Genomic DNA, 22272 nt, shown 5'->3' with positions numbered 1-22272 from the left:
TTTACTCACCCGCTTTCAGCATCATATCACCAGTATACGCGGTGGGCGGGGAAACTTTTCCGTTTGGTTGGTGAATCGAACACTCTTCATGTCTGCTGCGACATCCATGTATTGACTTCGTGACGACCACACCAAACCCGATCAACGCCAATTTATGCGACATGTGAATCACCTTTACATTTGATAGACGCCTTCCAAGAACTTGCTCGCTGTATGTGCGAATATAGCTGCGCCCATTGACAAAACGCGTTCATCAATATCAAAAATCGGAGTATGCAAGTCGCGGACGACTCCATCGGGAGTGGCCGCACCGAGGAAAATCATCGCTCCCGGGACGGCTTGCGTCATCCAACCAAAATCTTCTCCGCCAAGTCCGAACGGCTTGGCGATCATCCTGCTTTCCGGATACAGCTCTGTGATCGTTTGCCGAATCCATCTGTTGACGCGAGGGTCATTTTTTAGGGCCGGTTCGCCGCGTACGACGTGGAGCGTATAGTTGCCGCCCAGGTTTTTGACGATACTGAACGCTTTTTCCAGTTCCGCAATCAGCAGCTCGCGAATCGCCGGATCATAGCTGCGGAGGGTCCCTTTTACTGTTGCCTCAGTGGGGATCACGTTAAAGGTAGAGCCAGCTTCTACGCATCCGATGCTGATCACAGCCGGCTCCAGCGGCGTGACACGCCGAGTCACGATGCCGTGCAGCGCTTGAAACACCGGGCCAAGCACCCAGATCGGATCTGTTCCGAGATGTGGATAAGCACAGTGACCGCCCGTCCCCATCACCGTTGCCTGAAACGTATCAACATTGGCCATGCTGTAACCGTCATGCACGAGCATCTCTCCGTACGGATTTCCCGGATTCATGTGCAAGGCGATGACGGCATCGACACCGTCCAGCGCACCTTCGCGGATCATGTAAGGAGCACCGGTCAATCCCAAGTCGTCGGCGTTTTCTTCCGCCGGTTGGAACAGGAACTTTACTGTCCCTTGCAGCGAGCCTTCTGCCATTCGTTCACTTAATAGTTTTGCCGCACCGAGCAGAATCGTCGTATGCGCATCGTGGCCGCAAGCGTGCATCACGCCATCATGTTTGGAGCAATAGGGCTGGTTCGCTTTTTCCACAATGGGCAACGCGTCCATATCGGCGCGAATCGCGATTGTCGGACCACTGCCACAAGAGAGTCTGCCGATGACACCCGTTTTGGCGATACCTGTTTGGATATGCACGCCTGGCATTTTGCTTAATTGATCCACTACAAATCGGGAAGTCTCCACTTCCTGAAAACTTAACTCAGGATATTGATGAAGATGTCTGCGCCATTGCTGCAGCAGAGGAAACATCGCTTCCGCTTCAGCAACCATGGAGTCATTCTTGACCTTCATCTGCCCCACCTCTGATTCTTGCTATATTCGTTTTTCATGTGATCCAGTCCGTAAAGATCTCTGGCAGCATCTCTCGGGCACGTATTACCTCGTTTGAAGCAGCTCCGGCATCTGGGCGGCAAGATAATCGAAGGCTTGCTGCAAGTCGTTGATCAAATCATCAGTGTCCTCAATCCCGACAGAGTAACGGATTAAGCTTTCCGGAATCCCCATCGCGGCGCGCTCTTCAGGTGTACATTCAACGTGGCTTGTTGTGCGTGCAGGACCGACGACGGTTTCCACTGCACCCAGGTTGGCGGCGAGGTGAGCATACTTTAGCTTCGGCAAAAAGTGACGAACGGCGTCGATATCCCCTCTGAGGCTGAAGCTTAGCATCCCGCCAAACATGTTCATTTGTTTCTTGGCGATATCGTGGTGTTCATGCGTCTCCAAACCTGGGTAAAACACCTTGTCAACGAGTGGTTGCGTTTGCAGGAAACGGGCGATCTTCATGGCGCTTTCACTTTGCTGCTTGATGCGCAGATGCAGGGTCTTCATCCCGCGCAGGAGCAGGTAGGCTGCCATCGGGTCAAGCGTCGCACCGTTGATTTCGCGGTAGTGATAGATTTTCTTGATCAGATCTGCGCGGCCAACTGCTACGCCGCCTAGCGCATCGGCATGACCACCCAGGAACTTGGTTGCACTATGGATCACGATGTCCGCACCCAGTGAGATCGGATTCTGGTTGATAGGGGTGGCGAACGTATTGTCTACGACACAGACAGCGCCAACCGCGTGACCTGCTCGGATCAAGCGCTCCAGATCCGTAACTTTTACGGTCGGGTTTGTAGGGCTCTCCAGGTAGACCACTTTCGCCCCTTTGGCAATCTCTGCTTCGATTTGTTCATGGTCTGTCGTATCGCAAAGTTGAACCTCTATGTTGAAGCGCGGCAAAAACTCGGTAAAGATCTTGTTTGTTCCGCCATAGGTGTCTTTGATGGTGACGACCCGATCTCCTGGGGACAAGAGCGTAAACAATGTTCCGCTGATGGCGGCCATACCGGTAGAGAAACTGGTTGCGGCTTCCCCTCCCTCGAGAATGCGAACTTTTTCCTCAAATGCACGGACAGTCGGGTTGGTGTTGCGGCTGTAGATGTGGCCCGGTTTCTTTTCCAGCGCCACTTCCAACCAGTAATCGATGTCGTCATAACCGAACGATACGCTGTGCACCACAGGGACTTGTGTCGCACCTTCGACCAAATATTCACCCTCACCTGCCCATACCGCACGCGTACCGATCGTTTCGTTGCGGTCAAAAATCTTGTTTACATTGTTCTGTGGGTTTACCCTCACGTCCAACACTCCTTCACTACATCATGTTTTTTATCTTTCTCCCGTACGCTCTCGCTGCGGAAATCTTACCGCACGGCACAGATGGATTTGTTTTCATAATTTGTTACTATATGGTTATTGGCTGGTAAGAAGAACAGAGGTGGGGCACCTCGTTCTATGAGATTTCCAATCCCAAACCGTTCTTGGTCAGCGTTTTGTAGGCATGAAGGGCGATTACGGTATCTTGTACCCCCGTACCAGTCAGATCGCAAACCGTGATCTGCTGCTCGTTTTCCCGACCGGTTCGTTTTCCGGACGTTATGTCACCCAGCTCAATCTTGGCATCTGTCAACTGCATAACACCTGCATCAATCGCGTGATGCAGTTCACCAAGACGAGCGACCTGCGGGACAGAATCACATACATACTGGTCCGCCTGTGCAAGCACGGCTGGCTCAAGCTCTTGTTTGTGTTCCGCATCAGAACCCATTGCGGTAATATGCAATCTCCGATGCAGCCATTCTGCTCGAATCACGGGTGAACTAGCCGGGGTTGTAGTCACGACTACATTGCTTTCTCTAACTACTTCTTCGGCGCTCTTGGCGACGATTACGTTGACACCGAGCTCTCGCTTCATCGATTGGACGAAGTCCGCGATCCGCTGCTCGCTGCGGGCATAGACGATAATATTGTGAAACCTTCGAACATTGCTAAGAGCCCTCATTTGCCACTTCGCTTGCGAACCGGCGCCAATCACCCCTGCTGTTTCGATCTTTTGCGGTGCCATATATTTTGCAGCAATCGCTCCGGCGGCTGCCGTGCGGACATCTGTTAAATACCCGTTGTCCAAGAGAACCGCTTTCGGTATACCCGTCTGACTATCGACTAGCAGCATCATGCCATTTCCGCTCGGCAATCCCCGTTTGTGATTATCAAAAAACCCTGACGAGATTTTGATGCAAAACATCTCAAGTCCCTTGATATACGCTGTTTTCACATCGACTTCACCATTGTGTTCGTATACGTCTACGCGCATAATCGGCGGCATGGTCGCCTCCTTGTTCGACAAGCTCGTGAAGCCCTGCTCAACAACTGCGATTGCTTGCGGATCGACATCGATGTGTTGGCGGATCTCTTGTTCACGGAAAATAAGCATCCAACACCCTCCTTTTCGCAACAGTTGCTACCAAACTATGCAACGCTATTCTTTTATGAAAAGCTGGCGCGGAAAGTTATACAGTGCCTCACATCCGTTTTCGGTGACGCGGAACGCTTCACTGATCTCGACGCCGTAGTTGTCTTTCCAGATCCCCGGGATCAGGTGAATCGTCATGTTCGGTTGCAGCACTGTTTTGTCTCCCTCACGCAAGCTAACGGTGTGCTCACCCCAATCGGGAGGGTAGTTTAAGCCCGTAGAGTACCCGATCCTTGAATCCTTCACAAAGCCGCGCTTGCTGATCGATTTTTTCCACGCTGCTTCCACTTCCTCCGCTGTCGTACCTGGTTTTACCACTGCTAGTGCTTCGGCAATCCCTTCCGTCACCGCCTCCGCCAGATCGAGCACCTCTTGCGAAGGTGTGCCGAGGGAGAGCGTGCGCGCCATCGGAGCATGATAGCGCTTGTGGCATCCTGCCAGCTCCAAAATAACGAGGTCGCCGTCCTTGTAACGACTGTCCGACCAGGTGATGTGTGGCGTACTTGTTTTTTCACCGGCTGGCAAAAGTGGCACAATAGCGGGATAATCTCCGCCGAATTCATCCGTACCGCTGATTTGCGCCTCATAGATCCTGGAGACAACCTCGCATTCACGAATACCTGGCTTGATCGACTCCAGACCCACTTTCATCGCTTTTTCAATAATCTTGCCGGCTCGCTTCATATACTCGATTTCCCGGTCAGATTTGATGATCCGCACCCAGTTCACCAGGGATGTGGCATCAACGAATGAGCTGTTTGGCAAACCTTTTTGCAAGCTTGCCGTACACTTTGCCGTAAAATAGTAGTTATCCATTTCTACGCCAATCGACTTGCCTGCTTTCCCTTTGCTCTTGATCACGTCACTCACAAAATCCATCGGATGTTTTACGGTAGATTGGACATAGTCATCGGCATAAGAGAGGATGTTTTCTTTGCTCAGCCATGTAGTATATTCGGCAGCTTTTGCATCTTGACCACGACCGATCCAAAGCGGCTGCTCCTCATCGTCAAACACGATGAGACATTGGTGCACGTAGAAAGACCACCCATCATAACCGGATAGATAGTTCATGTTGGCCGGGTCGCTCACGATCAGCACTTCAACTCCAGCTTGTTCCATACGCTGTTTCGTCTTTTGCAACCTTTCTTTATACTCTGAAATATCAAAATTCAACAGAGCATCTCCCACTAGATTTCCTCCTCTAGCAACAACTACAATCAAATGGTTCAACTGCCTATTGGAATCATAAAAAAATGCATATGTGCCTCTTGGTCTGATTTGATCACACGTACCGAGTTGACGAGTAATGTGGCATCGACCAATCTGCTGTTGGGCAAACCTTTTCGCGCATCGATCATGTACTTCTGTACTTCGAACAACTTGGAACTCTCAATAAAAAAGTTGGGATTTTCCTGACCGTCAATGGTGCCCAACTGCAATCCAGTGTAAACTTCAGAGAAGTCGAGAGGAGTCGGGTTTGCACCGAATACTTTATAGGACTTCACCATCAGCGGGGACGTTTGTGTCCTCATCTTGAATCCTTGTAGGTCATCGGGTGTCTTAATCGGCTTGTTGGCCATGATTCTGTCAAAATCTTCAGACCAGGAGTGCATCACTTTCATGTTGTGCTGTGTACTTCGTATTCGCAAGCGATGATTTCCGTGAATGCTTTGCCGTCCGTTTTTGCTTCGAGCAGCTCTTTAAACTTGTTTGCATAAACACCCTGCAAGTCTGTTTCTGCTTCTTCGTGAGCGAACTTGATTTCGATTTTTCCTCACTGCCACCAGCGTTTGCACTGGCTGTCGTGCTGCCTGCGGTCTCAGATCCTGAGGAACCTACCGCTCCAACGATAGCTAAGTGTTTAGGACCAGAATGATGACAAAAAGTTTCCTCAATTTTGACATATTCGTTTCCCCCCTACTTGTGTTCATGATTGCAGATGATTTGTTTCCCCGATTTCTTGCCCCTTTTCGATCCGCCTCCTTCCTCGCGATGGCTACGTCGAATGACTTCCTTGCAGAGCGAGATTTTGCGACCTGTGGATACTCATTCCTCGGGATCGCTGCCTCTGCTTCCTTGCAGAGCCAGTCTTTATGGCCGATGGGTGATGCTGATTCATCTGCCACTTTGATCGAGCGAAAGATGGAGAGTTCTAGAATCAAGGCGTACAAGACAGTGGCTGCGGAAGCCTCCACCGGACTTAAAACGCCTGAATAGATGCCGCCGAGAATCAGAACCGGAAATCCGAAGGGAAGAAGCACCTCTTTCGTCGCTTTCCCGCGTTCCGCCCATGTTGCTTTTTCTGTCACCGGAACGTTTTTCCGCTTCGCTTCGAAATAGCAGCAAATAGAGAAGAACAATACAATGGATTAGGATTGCCGTATCCGCCCCGTTGACAATGAGCGCCATAATGTCGTTGTCACGGTAGCCTGCCCTCAGCATTCGGCCGCGCATCGGTTTGCCAATTGCGGCAACCGTTAAGCCCCATCCTTCCTTGTCAGGTTGACGAGGGCGGTAGCGAAGAATTGTACACTCATCAACAGCAGCCCGATCGGTGCGCACAACATGAGCAAATACATCGGCACCCGCAGCGAGTTGCTGACACGACCGTTTTCAAACAAAAACAGCACGTATTGATAGCAATAGTAGGTGACGACAAGCAAAGCCAATGCCGTAATCAAACTGATGAAGGCACTGAGAATAATGTTAGGAGGATGGATTGGATGCCGGAACGCGCATTGCCCAAAACACTCTCAATCCGGGACATTTACGAGGCACGAGCCATGATCAGCGGTGTTGTAAGGAGAACTCCTCTGGTCCTTTCTCATGCGCTGTCAGAGGCTACAGGTGCGTCCATACACCTGAAGCTTGAACAACTTCAAGATATCGGCGCATTTAAAGTTCGTGGCGCAGCAAACAAATTGTTGCGACTACCTGCTTTGCAACAGCAGCAAGGAGTAACGACGTTTTCTACAGGAAATCACGGACTTGCCGTAGCATTCGTGGCCAACAAAATGGGGATTCCCGCCGTGATCTGCATTTCCAACAGGGTGCCAAAAGCAAAAGTGGACCGGATTCGTCGTTACCACGCCCAAGTGGTGATGATTGGACAAAGCCAGGATGAAGCTGGTGAACATTGTGAAAAGCTGCAGCAGGAACAAGGATTGACGATTATCGCCCCGTTTGATGATCCTTATGTGATTGCCGGACAAGGTACGATTGGATTGGAGCTGGTCGAAGATCTGCCACGACTGGATAAGGTGATCGTCCCGCTATCCGGCGGTGGACTGCTGAGCGGCATTGCACTCGCTGTGAAATCGATTGACCCGAGGATTCAGGTGATTGGTGTCTCGATGGAAAAATCAGCCGTTATGTATGAAAGCCTGAAAACGGGAAAACCACTTGTACTGCCAGAAGAACAGACATTGGCCGACAGCCTGCTTGGTGGGATTGGCCTGGAAAATCAGTACACGTTTCAAATGACAAAAGATTGGATGGATGATGTCTATCTCGTTTCGGAGGAGGAAATTGCCAGAGGAGTGGCCTATGTGTTGGAGCATCACCGCATGATCGTGGAGGGAGCAGCAGCAACCTGCATAGCCGCGATTCGCCAGCACCATATAGTACGCCCTGGCGAAAATGTGGTGTGCATCATGAGCGGTTGCAATGTTGATTTGTCAGTGGTTACAGCCATCGCCCAAAAATACGCAACAGGATAATGGGATCGAATTCGCCGCCGCCAGGCCTTGTCATATCGTGGGGTATCGGAGAAGCACATAGCGCGGACAAGACTCCTATCACGCCAGTTACCATGATCCCCGTATCGCACGGCAGCGTCAGTCAATCGGCGCGGGTCCGGAATCGCCGATGAACTACAGTACAGTAAGGGCGGGTCATTCAATAGTAGGCAGAAGCACAGCAAAAAGTGCCCTTCACAGAGTGGAGGGCACTTGTCGTTTGATTCGCCTCGCGTTGAAAGTCCTCAAAGGGGCGGATCATCAGTATTGCGGCTCACGGCCAGATCAGTCAAGTAGCAGAAAAGCCGGGAAATAGGTCCGGCTTTTATCGCTTCCTACTGCTGGTTGTTGTTCTCAGGTGGTACCAGCGAAACGGGGCGTTGCGGCGTAAAGGTAGAGATGGCATGCTTGTATACCAACTGCTGTTTTCCTTCGCTGTCAATCACAATCGTAAAGTTGTCAAATGCTTTAATATATCCCCGCAACTGAAATCCATTTACCAGGTAGATGGTGACGGCTACATTTTCTTTGCGCAGATGGTTTAAGAACGTATCTTGGATGTTGATCGACTGCTTCATGTTCATTACCCCCTAACAGGACTTGTAAGTTATATATTCGGTGTATGGTGAAACTTTCCTGCCAATGTACGATGAATTGTATTGACAATCGTCGGATAATTGGCAGGACTGCTCAAATCAAACCAATTGATCTCCGGCATCCTGCGAAACCACGAGAGCTGCCGCTTGGCGAAACGACGTGTTCGCTTTTTTATCTCGGCAATCGCCTGCTCCAGTGAACACTCCCCATAGAGATAAGGAACCAGTTCCTTGTAGCCAAGGCCCTGTAGGGAAACAAGCTTGGGATCATATCCCCGATCCAAGAGCTGCCGCACCTCTTCCACCAGCCCGGCAGCGATCATGTGATCTACCCGCTCATTAATCCGCTCATACAGCAATTCCCGATCCATGGTCAGACCAATCATGTACAAATCATATGGCGAATGCTCGGTACGGTGCTGATAGTCGGCCATTCTCTTCCCTGTCAACTGGTAAATCTCGATTGCCCTAATCACACGCTTCACATCATTGGGATGAAGCCGCTCCGCGGTAATCGGGTCTATGTCCGCCAGTCTGCGGTGGAGAGACTGAAGCCCTTCAACCTCTGCCATTCGTCTCAGTCTCTCCCGCAGTTCCGGGTCTTGCTCCGCTTCGGAAAATTGAAAGCGATGCGTCACCGATTCGATGTACAGGCCGGTACCTCCTACGATAAACGGCAGACGGTTGCGCAGATTAATCTCTCTGATCAGACGTGTCGCCATTTGCTGAAAGTGGGCAACAGAGTACTCTTCATCAGGGTCCACAATGTCAATCAAGTGGTGCGGCACGACAGCCATCTCAGCGGGAGATGCTTTGGCCGTACCGATGTCCATATATCGATATACCTGCATGGAGTCACCCGAGATGATTTCACCGTCCAGACGTTCTGCCAGCGATAGGCTGAGAGCAGTCTTGCCTACGGCAGTCGGACCTACAATTACCACCAGTCTTTCTTTCGGCTGCACGTCACTCCCCTCCGTCTGTCTCTTTATAACTATATGTAACCTGATCGCGACGATTGCGAAAAGGTGTAAATCCAAATCGCTCAAACAGCCTGCCTGCTTTTCCCTCTTTAAGCACCACCCGCCGTCTGGCCACACGCAGCGCTTCACAGATCGTCACTTCGTCAGGCAATCCCGCCTCTGCATACAATCGCAACGGTTGGATCCCGGAAGATGCGGAAACCTCCTGCTGAAACATCGGGTCAAAGTAGACGACATCAAACGAGCGATCCGGTTGTTTTTGCAAAAAGGGAAGGTGATGGGAGCACACAACCTCTACTCTATCCATTGCCTGCCGTAGTGCTTCTTCCTCCGCACGGTAGTGGCGGAGCCCATCCTTGACGATGAGAGCCACTTCCATTCGGGCTTCAACGCCAACTACCCGGCCGGATGCTGTCACCCCATGCGCAAAGACAAGCGCATCGGCCCCGAGCCCCATCGTAGCGTCCAGTACGTGATCGCCTGGCTGAATTTGGCAGACTGCAAGCATGGTATCAGTATCGCCTCGCTCCAGGCGCTTTATACGAAAAGAGGCAGTATTTGGATGAAAAAAGAACGGTTTTTCCCCTGCTGATTCAATCCGAGCCCCTTTGGCTGTGACCACCAGGATGCGGTCTGTCTGGTGGAGAGAGCGCAGTTCGTCAAGCGAACGTTCGCCGCGCTCAACCAACGGCAGACCAAAGGACGCGGCCAGCTGCTCAGCGTGTATTCGTGTGGACGAACTAGGCCCAAGTCCGGTGGTTACGATCAACTCACATCACTCGCTTAAACATTTTCTCCAGATCATAACTGGTAAAGTGGACCACAATGGGTCTCCCATGCGGACAGGTAAAAGGGCTGGTCGTCTCCCGCAGCCGTTGCAACAGTGCCTCCATCTCCGCCTGGGTCAGATAGCGATTTGCCTTGATCGCAGCCTTGCACGACATCATGATCGCCGCTTTTTCCCTAATATCACGAATGTCAATCGCTTCCTTATCCCCCGCCTCTAGGACAAGTTGGATCAATTCATCAATCACGTCCAGTTCACTTCCCGCGGGAAACCATTGCGGATGTGCCCTGACGAGAAAGGTGCGGCTGCCAAACCATTCGATCTCAAGGCCGCATGAGTGGAGCAGCGGCAATCGCTGCTTAAGCAGTGCCTCCTCGCCGGCCGTGCATTCTACCGTGTGAGGAAACAGCAGCAATTGGCTGGCCTTACTCTCGTGTAGCAGTTTTTCCATGAAAAGTTCGTAATAGATGCGCTCCTGAGCAGCGTGCTGATCGATCAGGTACATGCCCGTTTCATTTTGTGCCACAATGTACGTACCGTGAACCTGGCCGACCGGATATAACTCCGGCACTACTGACCGTTCCCTGTCTATTGGCTGTTCGTCAGCGAAAGTTTCCCTGAACGATCTCTTCTCTTCTGCAGCAGGGTATTTTTTCCCATTGCTCGTCTCTCTATCTGTGATGATCGTTTCAGACATTTGTTCCGCCTGTTCAACCACCATCTGACGACTGGCGACTAGCCCCTGCACATCCGCTTCCGCACCGGAATCAGTCGATTGACCAACTTCACCTGTTGTTCTCATGGGTGACGAGGACTGCTCCGCGGAAGATACCGTATGATGGATGTCCTCCTTCGAGATTGGCAGCATCGGTTCGGTGGATGATGGGCCCCAGTTCACTGCCGGCGGTTGGTAGCTTGTTTCACGAATCCTTGCCGCGGAAGTGGGCGCAGAGCGATCAAGCGAATAAGCAGGGGCAAACGAAAACTGGGATTGCACCACCCGTTCCCTCGGACGATTCCATTTGTTTTCTGCCTGCAGCGGCTGGACGATCGAGAGATTTTCTCGCAACGTGGTGCGGATCGACTGTTCGATTTGCTCACACAGTTCCTGTTCCTTGCTGAAGCGCACCTCCAGCTTGGCGGGATGCACGTTGACGTCGACCAAAGCCGGATCCATCTCTATCTGCAGGATGACGATCGGGTAGCGACCGGTCGGAAGCAGGGTGTGATAGCCGCGCATGACGGCATTGTTGAGATAGTGGCTTCGGATGTAGCGTCCATTGATCAACAGGGAAAGATAGGAGCGGCTAGCCCGCGTCACCTCTGTTCCGGACACAAAGCCGTTCCAACGGAAATCAAGTGACTCGCCGCTTACAGGTAACATCCGCTTGGCTACCTGCACACCGTAAATGGAAGCAATTGAGTGCAGCAGTTTACCGTCACCGTTTGTCTGCAGGATCGTCTTTCCATTGTGGACAAGCGAAAAGGCGATATCTGCCTTTGTCAGGGCCAGGCGATTCATAAAATCAGTGATGTGCCCAACTTCAGTAGAGATGGATTTCAAGTATTTTAACCGTGCAGGTGTATTGTAAAACAAGTCCCGCACCAGTATTTCCGTCCCTTTTACGCCAGCAACATCGGAAACGTCGGTTACTTGGCCGCCTTCCACGACCACTTTTGTCCCGATCTGACCACTGGATTCGCTGCTGCGCAGCTCTACCTTGGCTACTGAGGCGATGCTGGGCAGTGCCTCTCCGCGAAAGCCAAGTGTGCGTATGTGAAATAAGTCGCGGGTAGAGCTGATTTTGCTAGTCGCATGCCGTTCAAAAGCACAGACACAGTCGTCCCGATCCATCCCGCAGCCATCATCACTGATCCGGATCGATTGAATGCCGCCTTCCTCGATTTCTACGTCAACCCTGCGGGCTCCGGCATCAATCGCGTTTTCCACCAGTTCTTTCACAACCGAAGCCGGCCGCTCCACTACTTCACCGGCGGCAATCATGTTGCTTAACTGACTGTCCATCACGCGGATGCGTCCCATCGAACCCGCTCCTTTGTCTCCGGCCGGTGACCGGTTATTTCTTTAAACGTTGCTTCCAGTCGGAAAGTTTCACCAGAGCCTCAATCGGCGGGAGTCGGTCAAGGTCCGTCTCCAGCAGTTCCCGCAGGACCTCCTGATCAGCGTCGGCAATCGGAGGCACTACCGAATCAGGAACCTCAGACGGGAGGTGATGACTGGTAGATGCTTTCCGCTTCGACCCGGTCGTCATCGTCCCTGTCTCGGCAGCCGCCGTCTCGCCAAATAAATCCAAACTGATCTGCTCCACTTGGGTCTGATCACGTTTTGTCTCCAACTGATGTAGGATCTGACGAGCACGTGAAATCACCTCTGCGGGCAGCTCCGCTAGTTGCGCAACGTGAATCCCATAACTTTTGTCGGCACGTCCCGGTTCAATCTTGTGTAGAAACAGCAGCTGCCCATCCCGCTCTTCGCAGCGGGCGTTCACATTGACAAGCCGCGGCAGGCTCTCTTCCAATGAAGTCAATTCGTGATAATGGGTGGAAAACAGTGTCTTGGCGCCAATTCTCTCATGGATGTACTCGATCACCGCCTGGGCAAGCGCCATCCCGTCGTAGGTAGACGTACCGCGGCCGATCTCGTCCAAGAGGATTAAACTGCGGGAAGTTGCTTTCGAGAGTGCGTTTTTCGTCTCCAGCATCTCCACCATGAAGGTACTATGGCCGCCAACCAAGTCATCGGCAGCACCGATTCGTGTAAAGATCTGGTCCACAAGGGACAGACGGGCATAGCTGGCTGGCACAAAACACCAATCTGAGCCATCACAGCCATGAGCGCGATTTGCCGCATGTACGTGCTTTTCCCGGCCATATTCGGACCGGTGATCAAGAGAATCTGTCGGTCCTGATGATTTAATTCCACATCGTTGGAGACGTAGGTCTCCTTGTCCAGCACCGCCTCGACCACAGCATGACGGCCATCGCGGATCACGAATTCGCCATCGGCGGCCAGCTCGGGGCGCACAAATCGCCGTTCATCACTTACCGTTGCAAACGATTGCAGCACATCCACAGCAGCCACCTGCTCGGCTAGGGTCTGGATGCGCGGAATATGGGCAGCAACCTCGCTGCGAATCTGCACGAACAACTGGTATTCCAGTTCTACCATTTTCTCTTCCGCTTCCAGAATCAGCGCTTCTTTTTCTTTCAACTCTGGAGTGATAAATCGTTCAGCGTTAGCCAACGTCTGTTTTCGCTCGTAGCGTCCCTCCGGTATAGCGGACAGGTTGGCACGGGATACTTCCAGATAATAGCCAAATACTTTGTTGAAGCCTACTTTCAACGAGCGAATCCCGGTTGCCTCCCGTTCCGCTTGTTCCAACTGGGCGATCCAGTTCTTCCCTTCCCGGCTTGCCTCACGAAGTTTGTCCAGGTAGGCGTCATAGCCGCTGCGGATGAGCCCCCCTTCGCGTACGGAGACCGGGGGATCATCGACCAGTGACCGTCCCAGCAATTCAACCAGATCGCTGCATTCGTCCATCCCTTCCGTTAACCGGGAAAGCTCCGGCATCCCACTAGCCAGCAGCCGTTCTTTCAGCGCGGGGATCGCTTCCAGCGAATGGCGAAGCTGCACCAAATCCCGCCCGTTAGCGCTGCCGTATGCGATGCGCCCCGCCAATCGCTCCAGATCATACACCTGATGCAGCGCTTCCCGGATGTCGGTTCTAAGCAGCAGATCTTGCTTGATCTGCTCCACCACTTGCAACCGCTCATTAATCTGCGCTTCATCCAAGAGCGGACGTTCGATCCAGCGGCGCAGCATCCGTCCGCCCATCGCTGTCTCTGTCTTGTCTAACAGCCAGAGCAGCGAACCTTTTTTCTGCTTGTCCCGTATGGTCTCTGTTAACTCCAGATTGCGACGGGAAAAGGGATCCATCTGCAAAAACTGTCTGGCTTCGTATGGGAGCAGGCGGCGAAGATGACTGAGGCTGCGCTTCTGCGTCCTGATTATGTATAAAAGCAGGGCATTGACGGCAAGCAGCATCGCCTCATCGAGGCTCCCTGCCTCGGTAGAAAACTGCTGTTTGGCAGACGTGGGGTCCACCTCATCCCTTGTGATCAGCGTAACGGTTCGCCCGTTTGCATATGAGGCAGGAAGATCCCCACAGAGGATCAACTCGCTCGGTCGGTATTGGAGTGCCTCCTCTAGACCACCTTCACCCGAAGCCGACACGGAGGTGACGAGAATCTCACCCGTACTTACATCTGCGGCTGCTACTCCTTCCCTGCCGCCAACTGCGGCAATCGCCACCAGATAATTGTTTTCCTTGGCCGACAAGTACTTGTCTTCCATCATCGTGCCGGGAGTGATCACACGGGTGACTTCCCGGCGGACAACGCCTTTAGCCGTTTTCGGATCTTCCACCTGTTCGCAGATCGCCACTTTGTAGCCTTTTCTTACCAACTCGGCGATGTAGTTCTCGGCCGAATGATGAGGGACGCCGCACATCGGTATCCGTTCGGTTCCACCCCCGTCACGTCCGGTCAAGGTAATCTCCAGCTCACGGGAAGCTGTGATCGCATCGTCAAAGAACATCTCGTAAAAATCACCGAGGCGAAAAAACAAGAAGCTGTCCGGGTACTCTTTTTTAATCGCCAGATACTGTTGAATCATCGGCGTGTATTGTTCCATGATTATTGGCTCCTACTGGATCAAATCTCGTCCTTTATTATATCATGCCTTGCGACGCTTGTTGAGAGCTGAAGGCAAATCCCACGCAGAACGAAAATCTTTGTCCGCTGGCCAGACTGTCTCGGACCATAAGTAGTCAAACAGCGGATCGAGTGCCTGACGAAAGCGATCGTATTGCGGCAGCCAGACGAGTTCTCCCCATAGCTGTTCAACGATCGGCCGCAAACGTGCTGCATCTCCCGTGTAGTATGCTCGCTGTACTCGCGGATCGCCTAGCGGCTGCTGTCGCAACTGTCGGTAGTTGGCAGCGATCAGCTTTGCCAGCGAGAGCACTCCCCGTGTGACAATCGGCGTAACCAGCCAACTAGGCGGGGTGCGGTATTCAAACCCACCATACGGCTGCAGACGAAAGTCACCGAGAAACCCGTATCGGGGCCGCCGCTCGCGGCAGCCAGGATCCTCGACCAACGCAAGCGGCAGCGTTAAATAGGTATCTAACGCACGAACCAGCTGAAAACTGAAAGAAACGCCACTGAAATGGATGTGACCGCCAATCGGGTACTCCGGAAACGGCATACCTCCTGCGATCCACTCCAATGAACGGTCGGTAATCATGTTGGCCGCCTTGTGAAGCGCATGACGGATATGAGCAAACAGCACGTCAGGATCATCGGATGGGTCAGGTCGCAACTCCACCAGCGGGTGTTCGCGGGACAACGGGGCATCTCGCAGCCTGGCGGCGTCGCAACCGACCATGCCGCGCTTTGGCAAAAAGCGCGACGCAATCCCGATCTGTCCTGAAGGATCGCGCAACGCGTATTCGGGATCAGCCCCTAATACCACTTCGGGCCGGGTATGCTCTTCCTCTATTTGCTGCTGTCGATACCGTTCACATGCCTCACGGTAAAGTGGAAGAAGCAGATTCCTGTCTCCCAGTGGCGTTGGATGAACATCCAGCACACGTATGCGATTGGGGCTGTACGCGCCGAGGTAAACGGCGCCATAGTCAAGTCCCGCCGCATACAAACTGCGGACAGCCAACTGCTGCACCTGCTTTTGCTCAGGATCGTCCGGGAGGTGGATTGTCTGGGAAAAACGCAGGCTCTCCCGACTCTCTGCCTGACGATGCAGCCAGACACTTGGTGTCTCAGCCCTTAATAGGCAAAGCAGATGCTGCTGAAACAGGTGTACATAATATCGTCTTGCTGGTCCGGGTTTCCTCGATTCTCCTGGTCGCTGTCGAGAAATCGGAAGAACAGGGATACCATTCATACGTAAAACAGAAAGCAACGGCATATACTGTTTACAAAGATCGACTGCATGACGTCGATTCAGAGTCGTGTCATCCAAGACAATGCCGGACGCATCAGACACATTGTCGGAATTCGGACGCACCGTGGTTTCGACCATACCGTCCGCCCCTCTCCGCCAGTGATCACAGGCTATGCGTTAGCCTATGCCAGGGAAATAAGAGACGTGATGCGGTACACGACAGTATGACGGAAGTATGCTGCCGCTGTTGTTGCCGGACGACGTCAAGAAAAAAAGAGAGGAGTCTTTCGTCCCCTCTCTATCAGTCCAATTCATCAAACAAATCGGTTGATTCGAATTCGTCAAACTCGTCGCTTGTTTCATCAAAGCCGCCGTCATAATCCTTGTCATCGCAACCACCCGCGCATACGACGACACATACTTTGGTTTCACCAATCACTTCAACCGCAAACTCCTTCTCTACGCGAACGGTTACCGTACCGCCTCCGGAAATCTCTGCTTTGACGCACTTGGGCTGCTCGACGGCGTGTGCGATGATTTCCAAGTCACCCCGGCAGTGGCTGTCAAAGAAGGACAGGGGTACCAGTTCGGAATAGGAGACCGTTTCCTTCTTTACTTCTGTTTGCGTGTTGTCTTTGAATGAATACCACAGGTTGACGTCATACGTACCAGTAATTTCGATCGCATCTCCGACTTTTTCCGCCTGAAAACTGTTATTGGCAACCCAGCATCCAAGGATGGTCGAAGGTGTATGTGATGGCAAAATGGTATGTGTCGTTTGGGAAAATTTATGTCCTTTGCCACATACGGCTTTTGCGATGAGTTCCCGGCACTGCAGGTCTTTGTCTGTACCCGACATTTCGTTCCCTCCTCCATACAACGTTTCTGTACATTTGTATGCAGGTCATTCGTCTAGGGTGCAAGAAAAGCAGGTACCGTTTTGGGAAAAACTTGACGACCCTGAGCAGCTTCCAAAGTTATATATACGAAGAAACACCCCGGTGCTGTGCCTGTGCCGAGAGAGGGTAAGAAGAAGGGGCTGCCTAGCAGCAGCCACCCGTTTTCTTCTCTGGTCCGCCCCCTGTTTCACCGGTCAGCGGATTGCCGCCTGTGTCGAGAATGATCCTTTCCGAAACCGTGTTGGTGATCACATTGGTCACCATCTGCAGCAGGTCGTTGACATCTACTTGTGACTGTTTAAACTCGGCAACGATCGGAATGCTGTCCAGCTCGTCATGCAGTTGATTGTATTCCTGCTCTATTTTTTGGGCCAGATCCATTTTGTTCATCGATTCAAACATGACCATCTGCTTTTGCTTTTGTTTTAATTCGTCAATCATCTCTTGAACCCGTTCATTGTGCTTGATCTGCTGTTCGGCCCGTTTGTAAAAATCGACTTCCTTGGTCCTTGCGATCATGCCGGCCAATTCTCGTGCCTTCTCCAAGATTTCCTTGTGCGTAATCATTGTTTGGCTCATCCTCTACACCTCTACCTTGGTGACGATTTCCCCGCGCAGGGTCCACGTTTTCGCTTCTGTGACGCGAACATTGACGAATTGACCGATCAGCGATTTGTCGCCGGCAAAATGGACCAGTTTATTCGCCCGTGTCCGTCCAGAGAGCACATCAGGATTGTTCTTGCTTTCCCCTTCGACCAGCACCTCCAGCACCTGTCCTTCAAGAGCGAGATTTTTCTCCAAACTGATGCGGTTTTGCAGATCCATCAGGCGCTGCAGCCGTTCCTTTTTCACTTCCATCGGAACGTTGTCTTCCATACCGGCAGCAGGCGTCCCTTCACGCGGCGAATAGATGAAAGTATAAGCGGAATCGTACCCTACTTCCTCTACCAGGGACAGCGTCTCTTGGAACTGTTCCTCCGTTTCGCCGGGGAAGCCGACGATAATATCGGTAGAGAGCACTACGTTGGGAATCGCCTCTTTGATCTTGCGAACGAGTTCAAGGTAATGCTCGCGCGTGTACTTGCGAGCCATCTTTTTCAGTACCTCTGAACTACCCGACTGTACCGGCAGGTGGATGTGTTCAACCAGATTGCCCCCCTTCGCCAGTACTTCAATCAACCGATCGTCAAAGTCGCGCGGATGGCTGGTCGTAAAGCGCACCCGTGGAATATCGATCTTGTGAATATCATCCATCAAGTCGCCTAATCCGTAGGAGAGGCCCTCAATGTCTTTCCCGTAGGCGTTTACGTTTTGACCCAGCAGCGTAATCTCCTTGTAGCCTTGACGGGCCAATTCACGCACTTCGGCAATGACATCTTCCGGGCGTCGGCTGCGCTCTTTTCCACGGGTGTACGGTACGATGCAGTACGTGCAGAACTTGTCGCACCCGTACATAATGTTTACCCAGGCTTTGATGTTGCCTTCCCGCAGCTTGGGCATGTTCTCGATGATGTCGCCTTCCTTGGACCAAACCTCTACCACCATCTCCTTGCCAAACATGGCATCCCGCAGCAGCACCGGCAGGCGGTGAATGTTGTGCGTTCCGAAGATGAGATCGACGTGCTGGTACTTGGAAAGGATTTTGTTGACAACCGCTTCTTCTTGGGACATGCAGCCGCAAACCCCAAGAATCAGGTTGGGATTGTTTCGTTTGATCGACTTCATGTGTCCCAGTTCGCCAAACACTTTATCCTCGGCATTTTCGCGAATAGCACAGGTATTAAACAAGATGATGTCGGCTTCCAACTCATCGTTCGTTTGCGTAAAGCCCATTTGACGCAAAATGCCGGCCATCGTCTCACTATCGTGTTCATTCATCTGGCAGCCATAGGTATTGATCAGGAAATGTTTTCCATGACCAATCCCGGCCATCTCTTCCGGAATGGAAAAATTATAATGAACCTTCACTTCTTCCTTGCCCCGTTTTTTGGCATCCTTCAGGGAAGGCGGCTGGAAATACTGGCTGTAGTCTTTCGTCGTCTTTTTCGGGCTGACGGATTTTAAGTCCGCTCCCTCCGTTTTCACTGTCATTTCTATCACCTCAACATTTGTTGTATTTTCTTTTGCTACATCAAGTCATTATAACACAAGAAAGCCATCGATGATAAAAAATAAGCAGCGTTTTCCCAAAAGTTTGTGGATAGAGTGGAACTCGCAGGCCTCATGTGTCACTAATATGTAATATAAAATTACATAATGCGTGCATTTTTTCCTAATCATGCGATTCAGCGTGCTATTTATTGATGTAACCGTTTTATTTATGTTATTTTATCTTACATTTAACTTGCCGTTTTTTCTTTCCTCTTTTATAGTTACAAGTAAGATGAAGATCGAGGTGAAAAACGATTGGACTGCTGCCGCAACCAGGGGGAATGAGAAATGAAACTGCTCGTAGAAATCCTCTTGCTCAGTGTGCTTTATGGGGCCGCCGTCCTGCTCCACAAGGTGATCACGCTCCCTTTTCCACCCGTGCTGACCGGTATGGTTCTCATGCTGTTTCTGCTGTGGACTGGAGCTGTAAAACCGGAGCGCTGGGAGCTCTCCAGCCGGTTTTTCACCCGTCATATGATGCTGTTTCTTGTTCCACTAGTCGTCGGGATGATGAACTACTGGCCGGAACTTTCACAGGGCGGTTGGCGTCTCTTGGTCATTATCGTATTGAGCACAGCCATCGTTCTGATCTGCACGGCGTGGGCGGCCATGATGTTGAAAAGAGGGGAGAGACGAAACGATGAACAATGACCTCATGACTTGGTTAGTGATTTTGACATTGGGCGCTTATGTCGTTGGGTGTGTCCTGTTTCAGAAGATCGGCGGGATTTGGACCAGTCCGGTATTGATCAGTCCACTATTGATCATTGCCGTCCTGTGGATCACGCATATTGATTATGCCACCTACCAATCGGCCACCCGCTCCATCACCTTCTTTCTCGGGCCAGCTCAGATGGCTTTGGTCATTCCGCTGTACAAATACAGACATCTCCTGCAGCGATATTTCCGTTCTATTGTCGCAGGGGTGACGCTTGGATCAGGAGCTGGAATCGCTTGTGCGATATGGCTTGCTTATCTTCTTGGATTTGCTCACACCACGATTGCTTCTCTGGTACCCAAATCCGTCACCACCCCAATGGCGGTCTCCGTCTCTCAATTGCTAGGTGGACTCCCGGAATTGACCGCGTTGTTCGCCGTTCTGACCGGTCTCACCGGGATCTTGATCGGCCCCGCTCTTCTGCAGTTGGCCGGGGTAAACAGCAACATGGTCAAAGGATTGGCACTTGGCACGGCAGCCTCTCTTGTCGGCGTCTCTCGTGCCGCCCAATGGGGGGAAAAGGAAGGAGTAATGGGCAGTTTAGGGATGACGATCGCTGCTGCACTGGTTGCCGTGGTCTCACCAGAACTGTACACCTTCTGGTTTTGATGCACCTGCTAACCGCGTAGGAGGGTAAAATCATGAAAAAAGAGATCAGTATTACGATGACCCGCAGACTGCTGCCTGCACAAATCACGCAGTTGGTACGGGATGCAAACCGATTTGACAGTTATATCTTGATTGAGGCCAATAACCGGCAGATCAATGTGAAAAATCCGCTTAGCGCCATGAGCTTTTTTCCCTCCATCAAGGGGCTGACCATTGTGGTTCGGGCGACAGGCTCCGATGCGGATCAGGCGCTTGGATGCTTGTGCCCCTATTTCCGTGAAGAGCAGCAGGATGGTGTTTGAGGAAAGTTGCTGGACGAAAGCGAAATCCAGACTGTGATCGTCTGGACTTTTTTCGTTTCGGACTCTGCCGTCTATTTTTCCTCAAGGTGGGCAAGCGTCTTTCCCTGTCGTTCACCCCATACATAGACTATGATCAAAATGGCATACGAGGGGTGATAACAGCATGTATCCTTATTATGCCCGACCGGGTGAGAGCCTGTTCACCATTTCACGCAGGCTGCGTGTGCCACTGTCGTTATTGATCGCAAGCAATCCTCAAGTTCGCAGACCCTACCGCAGATTTCGCAGGCCACGCGTCGTCTTTATACCCATTTTCATACCTCCCTACGGGCCGATTCCACCTTACAGACCGTATTAGTAAGGATATGTTCACCTGGCAGCTTGCCCGCCATGCTGTCTCAGCCTACATTCCAACTCTTACGCAGTTTTGCTCCGAACTCCCTCTCCGCAATAAACAGAGGGAGTTTTCTCATGTCGAAACAGCGGTCTTCCCAACAACTGCCTCTTTCAACACTAAGGATTCCTGACTTGGTCAACGTTAGGAGCCCAGCATCATCTGATACATTTGGTTAAGATCACGCCCGCGGATCAAAAAGAAGGCAAGAGCTAGGCGACAGGACTCCTGATAGAAAAACGGAAGACTGGGGTGTATAATGGGAAACGGACTTTCGCAGCACAGGAAGGAGCTGTCACCATGCCAGAACCCCGTCTCTTTCATTGGATTGATTCTGGTACACACACGTCGCAGCCGATTGAACCGCTTGCCTTTGACGAGGCTATCGCCAACGGAATGGATCGGCCAGAGGCCGTCCCGATCATTCACTGCTGGATATATGACCGCGGGTTGTTTCTAGGGCGCCGCGATGCCAAACTGCCTCGGCTGCCGGAGGCCTTGCGCCATATCGCGCAGAGTGGATATGGTGTCGTGCTTCGCTCCTCGGGAGGTGCATGTGTCCCGCTGGACAGTGGTGTGTTAAATATAGCGTTTCACTTACCGAATACAGGTGTTCCGCTTGATACGTTTTTCCAGTTTGCAGCTGAGGCGATGCAGCTCGGGCTACAGCACTACGGACGGATTGTTGTGGGGCCAGTGATTGGCTCCTACTGCGTAGGTGATTACGATTTCTCCATCGATGGCAAAAAGATTGGTGGGATGGCCCAGCGCCGTACCAGGCAAGGAGCTATATTGCAATTATGCATCAATGTAGAGGGAAGCGGACGGGAACGGGGAGAGAGAATGGAATTCTTCTATCAGGAGGCCGGTTTGGCCGAGATGGAGCAAAAGAGTCGGCCGGTACCGTCGATCTACGCCTCCACGATTGGCAGCCTCAGCGAAGCAGCAGGGCGCCTCGTATCTGTAGATGAGGTAAAGCAAGTGATCTACGATGCATTTTCCGCCCATTGGCAGTGCGAGCGGATCCCGTTCTCCTTGCCGCTGGCAGCTGTGGTAAAAGCACGCGATCACCTGCAAAACAGGCTTGGCTTATTTTCGTACACGGCTGATGAGTTATTGCGGACTGACTGGCAGTTGCCGAAATAGACGATGGATGAGAACGATACAGGATGACGTGTCGTAAGAAAAATCAGTCACATCCCTATATGTGACTGATTT

At 51.9% G+C, this 22272-nt stretch carries 21 protein-coding genes and 1 pseudogene; 5 read left to right on the top strand and 17 right to left on the bottom strand.

Features of this window, described 5'->3' with window-relative positions; all coding sequences use genetic code 11:
- Position 1: 1 nt before the first annotated feature.
- The 8 genes from LOK74_RS07045 to LOK74_RS07010 form a co-directional block, all read right to left on the bottom strand.
- Complete coding sequence (locus LOK74_RS07045; RefSeq protein WP_230045937.1) at positions 2-163, bottom strand: hypothetical protein; 162 nt, start codon at positions 161-163, stop codon at positions 2-4.
- Positions 164-174: 11 nt separating this feature from the next.
- Positions 175-1383 carry a M20 metallopeptidase family protein gene (locus tag LOK74_RS07040; protein WP_230045936.1) on the bottom strand — a complete coding sequence of 403 codons (1209 nt, stop codon included), beginning with the start codon at positions 1381-1383 and terminating at the stop codon, positions 175-177.
- Positions 1384-1467: 84 nt separating this feature from the next.
- A complete protein-coding gene (locus LOK74_RS07035) occupies positions 1468-2715 on the bottom strand; it encodes a cystathionine gamma-synthase family protein (protein ID WP_420908731.1) in 1248 nt (415 codons plus the stop codon).
- Positions 2716-2869: 154 nt separating this feature from the next.
- Positions 2870-3850, bottom strand: a complete 981-nt coding sequence (locus LOK74_RS07030; RefSeq protein WP_230045935.1) for a cyclodeaminase — start codon at positions 3848-3850, stop codon at positions 2870-2872.
- A gap of 45 nt (positions 3851-3895) precedes the next feature.
- A complete protein-coding gene (locus tag LOK74_RS07025; protein WP_230045934.1) occupies positions 3896-5065 on the bottom strand; it encodes a M24 family metallopeptidase in 1170 nt (389 codons plus the stop codon).
- A 53-nt stretch (positions 5066-5118) separates the two neighbouring features.
- Positions 5119-5472: a TRAP transporter substrate-binding protein DctP gene (gene dctP, locus LOK74_RS07020; protein ID WP_230046932.1), complete on the bottom strand. Its 354-nt coding sequence runs from the start codon at positions 5470-5472 to the stop codon at positions 5119-5121.
- A gap of 273 nt (positions 5473-5745) precedes the next feature.
- Entirely contained in the window at positions 5746-6201 is a 456-nt protein-coding gene (locus LOK74_RS07015; protein WP_230045933.1) for a TRAP transporter large permease subunit, read from the bottom strand.
- A 168-nt stretch (positions 6202-6369) separates the two neighbouring features.
- Positions 6370-6573, bottom strand: a complete 204-nt coding sequence (locus LOK74_RS07010; RefSeq protein WP_230045932.1) for a TRAP transporter small permease subunit — start codon at positions 6571-6573, stop codon at positions 6370-6372.
- A 42-nt stretch (positions 6574-6615) separates the two neighbouring features.
- Here LOK74_RS07010 and eutB point away from each other — a divergent pair, with 42 nt between their 5' ends.
- The gene (gene eutB / locus LOK74_RS07005; RefSeq protein WP_230045931.1) at positions 6616-7611 is read left to right on the top strand and encodes a hydroxyectoine utilization dehydratase EutB; all 996 of its coding nucleotides are present in this window, start codon (positions 6616-6618) and stop codon (positions 7609-7611) included.
- 353 nt (positions 7612-7964) lie between these two features.
- Here the strand turns inward: eutB and hfq are convergent, their stop codons facing one another.
- The 9 genes and pseudogenes from hfq to miaB form a co-directional block, all read right to left on the bottom strand.
- On the bottom strand, positions 7965-8207 hold the full coding sequence (gene hfq, locus LOK74_RS07000; protein WP_230045930.1) for an RNA chaperone Hfq: 243 nt from the start codon (positions 8205-8207) through the stop codon (positions 7965-7967).
- A gap of 29 nt (positions 8208-8236) precedes the next feature.
- On the bottom strand, positions 8237-9190 hold the full coding sequence (miaA, locus tag LOK74_RS06995) for a tRNA (adenosine(37)-N6)-dimethylallyltransferase MiaA (RefSeq protein WP_230045929.1): 954 nt from the start codon (positions 9188-9190) through the stop codon (positions 8237-8239).
- Between the two features lies 1 nt (position 9191).
- A complete protein-coding gene (locus LOK74_RS06990; RefSeq protein WP_230045928.1) occupies positions 9192-9977 on the bottom strand; it encodes a class I SAM-dependent methyltransferase in 786 nt (261 codons plus the stop codon).
- Position 9978: 1 nt separating this feature from the next.
- Complete coding sequence (gene mutL / locus LOK74_RS06985; RefSeq protein ID WP_230045927.1) at positions 9979-12039, bottom strand: DNA mismatch repair endonuclease MutL; 2061 nt, start codon at positions 12037-12039, stop codon at positions 9979-9981.
- A 34-nt stretch (positions 12040-12073) separates the two neighbouring features.
- Positions 12074-14709 (bottom strand): annotated as a pseudogene (gene mutS, locus LOK74_RS06980) (DNA mismatch repair protein MutS).
- A gap of 42 nt (positions 14710-14751) precedes the next feature.
- Positions 14752-16119, bottom strand: a complete 1368-nt coding sequence (locus LOK74_RS06975) for a putative amidoligase domain-containing protein (protein WP_230045926.1) — start codon at positions 16117-16119, stop codon at positions 14752-14754.
- Between the two features lie 163 nt (positions 16120-16282).
- Positions 16283-16840: an outer spore coat protein CotE gene (cotE, locus tag LOK74_RS06970; protein ID WP_230045925.1), complete on the bottom strand. Its 558-nt coding sequence runs from the start codon at positions 16838-16840 to the stop codon at positions 16283-16285.
- Between the two features lie 184 nt (positions 16841-17024).
- Positions 17025-17459, bottom strand: coding sequence for a YlbF/YmcA family competence regulator (locus LOK74_RS06965; protein WP_230045924.1), 435 nt, complete (start codon positions 17457-17459; stop codon positions 17025-17027).
- A gap of 3 nt (positions 17460-17462) precedes the next feature.
- A complete protein-coding gene (gene miaB, locus LOK74_RS06960; RefSeq protein WP_230045923.1) occupies positions 17463-18971 on the bottom strand; it encodes a tRNA (N6-isopentenyl adenosine(37)-C2)-methylthiotransferase MiaB in 1509 nt (502 codons plus the stop codon).
- A 348-nt stretch (positions 18972-19319) separates the two neighbouring features.
- Between miaB and LOK74_RS06955 the strand changes: the two genes are divergently transcribed.
- The 4 genes from LOK74_RS06955 to LOK74_RS06940 all read left to right on the top strand — a co-directional run bounded on the left by LOK74_RS06955 (position 19320) and on the right by LOK74_RS06940 (position 22200).
- A complete protein-coding gene (locus LOK74_RS06955; protein WP_230045922.1) occupies positions 19320-19682 on the top strand; it encodes a CidA/LrgA family protein in 363 nt (120 codons plus the stop codon).
- On the top strand, positions 19672-20358 hold the full coding sequence (locus tag LOK74_RS06950; RefSeq protein WP_230045921.1) for an LrgB family protein: 687 nt from the start codon (positions 19672-19674) through the stop codon (positions 20356-20358). Before LOK74_RS06955 ends, LOK74_RS06950 begins: the two co-directional genes overlap by 11 nt.
- A 32-nt stretch (positions 20359-20390) precedes the next feature.
- The gene (locus LOK74_RS06945; RefSeq protein WP_230045920.1) at positions 20391-20660 is read left to right on the top strand and encodes an HPr family phosphocarrier protein; all 270 of its coding nucleotides are present in this window, start codon (positions 20391-20393) and stop codon (positions 20658-20660) included.
- Between the two features lie 694 nt (positions 20661-21354).
- Positions 21355-22200: a lipoate--protein ligase family protein gene (locus LOK74_RS06940; RefSeq protein ID WP_230045919.1), complete on the top strand. Its 846-nt coding sequence runs from the start codon at positions 21355-21357 to the stop codon at positions 22198-22200.
- Positions 22201-22272 lie beyond the last annotated feature (72 nt).

The sequence above is a fragment of the Brevibacillus humidisoli genome (assembly GCF_020923435.1).
In the GTDB taxonomy this organism is placed as follows: domain Bacteria; phylum Bacillota; class Bacilli; order Brevibacillales; family Brevibacillaceae; genus Brevibacillus_E; species Brevibacillus_E humidisoli.
Note: the sequence above shows the minus strand (reverse complement) of the source record. Positions and strands in the feature narration are given on the sequence as shown.

Excerpts from the sequence above, each read along its gene's own strand:
- hfq (WP_230045930.1), bottom strand. The coding sequence starts at position 8,207 with ATGAAGCAGTCGATCAACATCCAAGATACGTTCTTAAACCATCTGCGC.
- dctP (WP_230046932.1), bottom strand. The coding sequence starts at position 5,472 with ATGGCCAACAAGCCGATTAAGACACCCGATGACCTACAAGGATTCAAG.
- LOK74_RS07040 (WP_230045936.1), bottom strand. The coding sequence starts at position 1,383 with ATGAAGGTCAAGAATGACTCCATGGTTGCTGAAGCGGAAGCGATGTTT.
- mutL (WP_230045927.1), bottom strand. The coding sequence starts at position 12,039 with ATGGGACGCATCCGCGTGATGGACAGTCAGTTAAGCAACATGATTGCC.
- cotE (WP_230045925.1), bottom strand. The coding sequence starts at position 16,840 with ATGTCGGGTACAGACAAAGACCTGCAGTGCCGGGAACTCATCGCAAAA.
- eutB (WP_230045931.1), top strand. The coding sequence starts at position 6,616 with ATGCCGGAACGCGCATTGCCCAAAACACTCTCAATCCGGGACATTTAC.
- LOK74_RS06955 (WP_230045922.1), top strand. The coding sequence starts at position 19,320 with ATGAAACTGCTCGTAGAAATCCTCTTGCTCAGTGTGCTTTATGGGGCC.
- LOK74_RS06975 (WP_230045926.1), bottom strand. The coding sequence starts at position 16,119 with ATGGTCGAAACCACGGTGCGTCCGAATTCCGACAATGTGTCTGATGCG.
- LOK74_RS06950 (WP_230045921.1), top strand. The coding sequence starts at position 19,672 with ATGAACAATGACCTCATGACTTGGTTAGTGATTTTGACATTGGGCGCT.
- miaB (WP_230045923.1), bottom strand. The coding sequence starts at position 18,971 with ATGACAGTGAAAACGGAGGGAGCGGACTTAAAATCCGTCAGCCCGAAA.
- LOK74_RS07045 (WP_230045937.1), bottom strand. The coding sequence starts at position 163 with ATGTCGCATAAATTGGCGTTGATCGGGTTTGGTGTGGTCGTCACGAAG.
- LOK74_RS06965 (WP_230045924.1), bottom strand. The coding sequence starts at position 17,459 with ATGAGCCAAACAATGATTACGCACAAGGAAATCTTGGAGAAGGCACGA.
- LOK74_RS06945 (WP_230045920.1), top strand. The coding sequence starts at position 20,391 with ATGAAAAAAGAGATCAGTATTACGATGACCCGCAGACTGCTGCCTGCA.
- LOK74_RS06940 (WP_230045919.1), top strand. The coding sequence starts at position 21,355 with ATGCCAGAACCCCGTCTCTTTCATTGGATTGATTCTGGTACACACACG.
- LOK74_RS07030 (WP_230045935.1), bottom strand. The coding sequence starts at position 3,850 with ATGCTTATTTTCCGTGAACAAGAGATCCGCCAACACATCGATGTCGAT.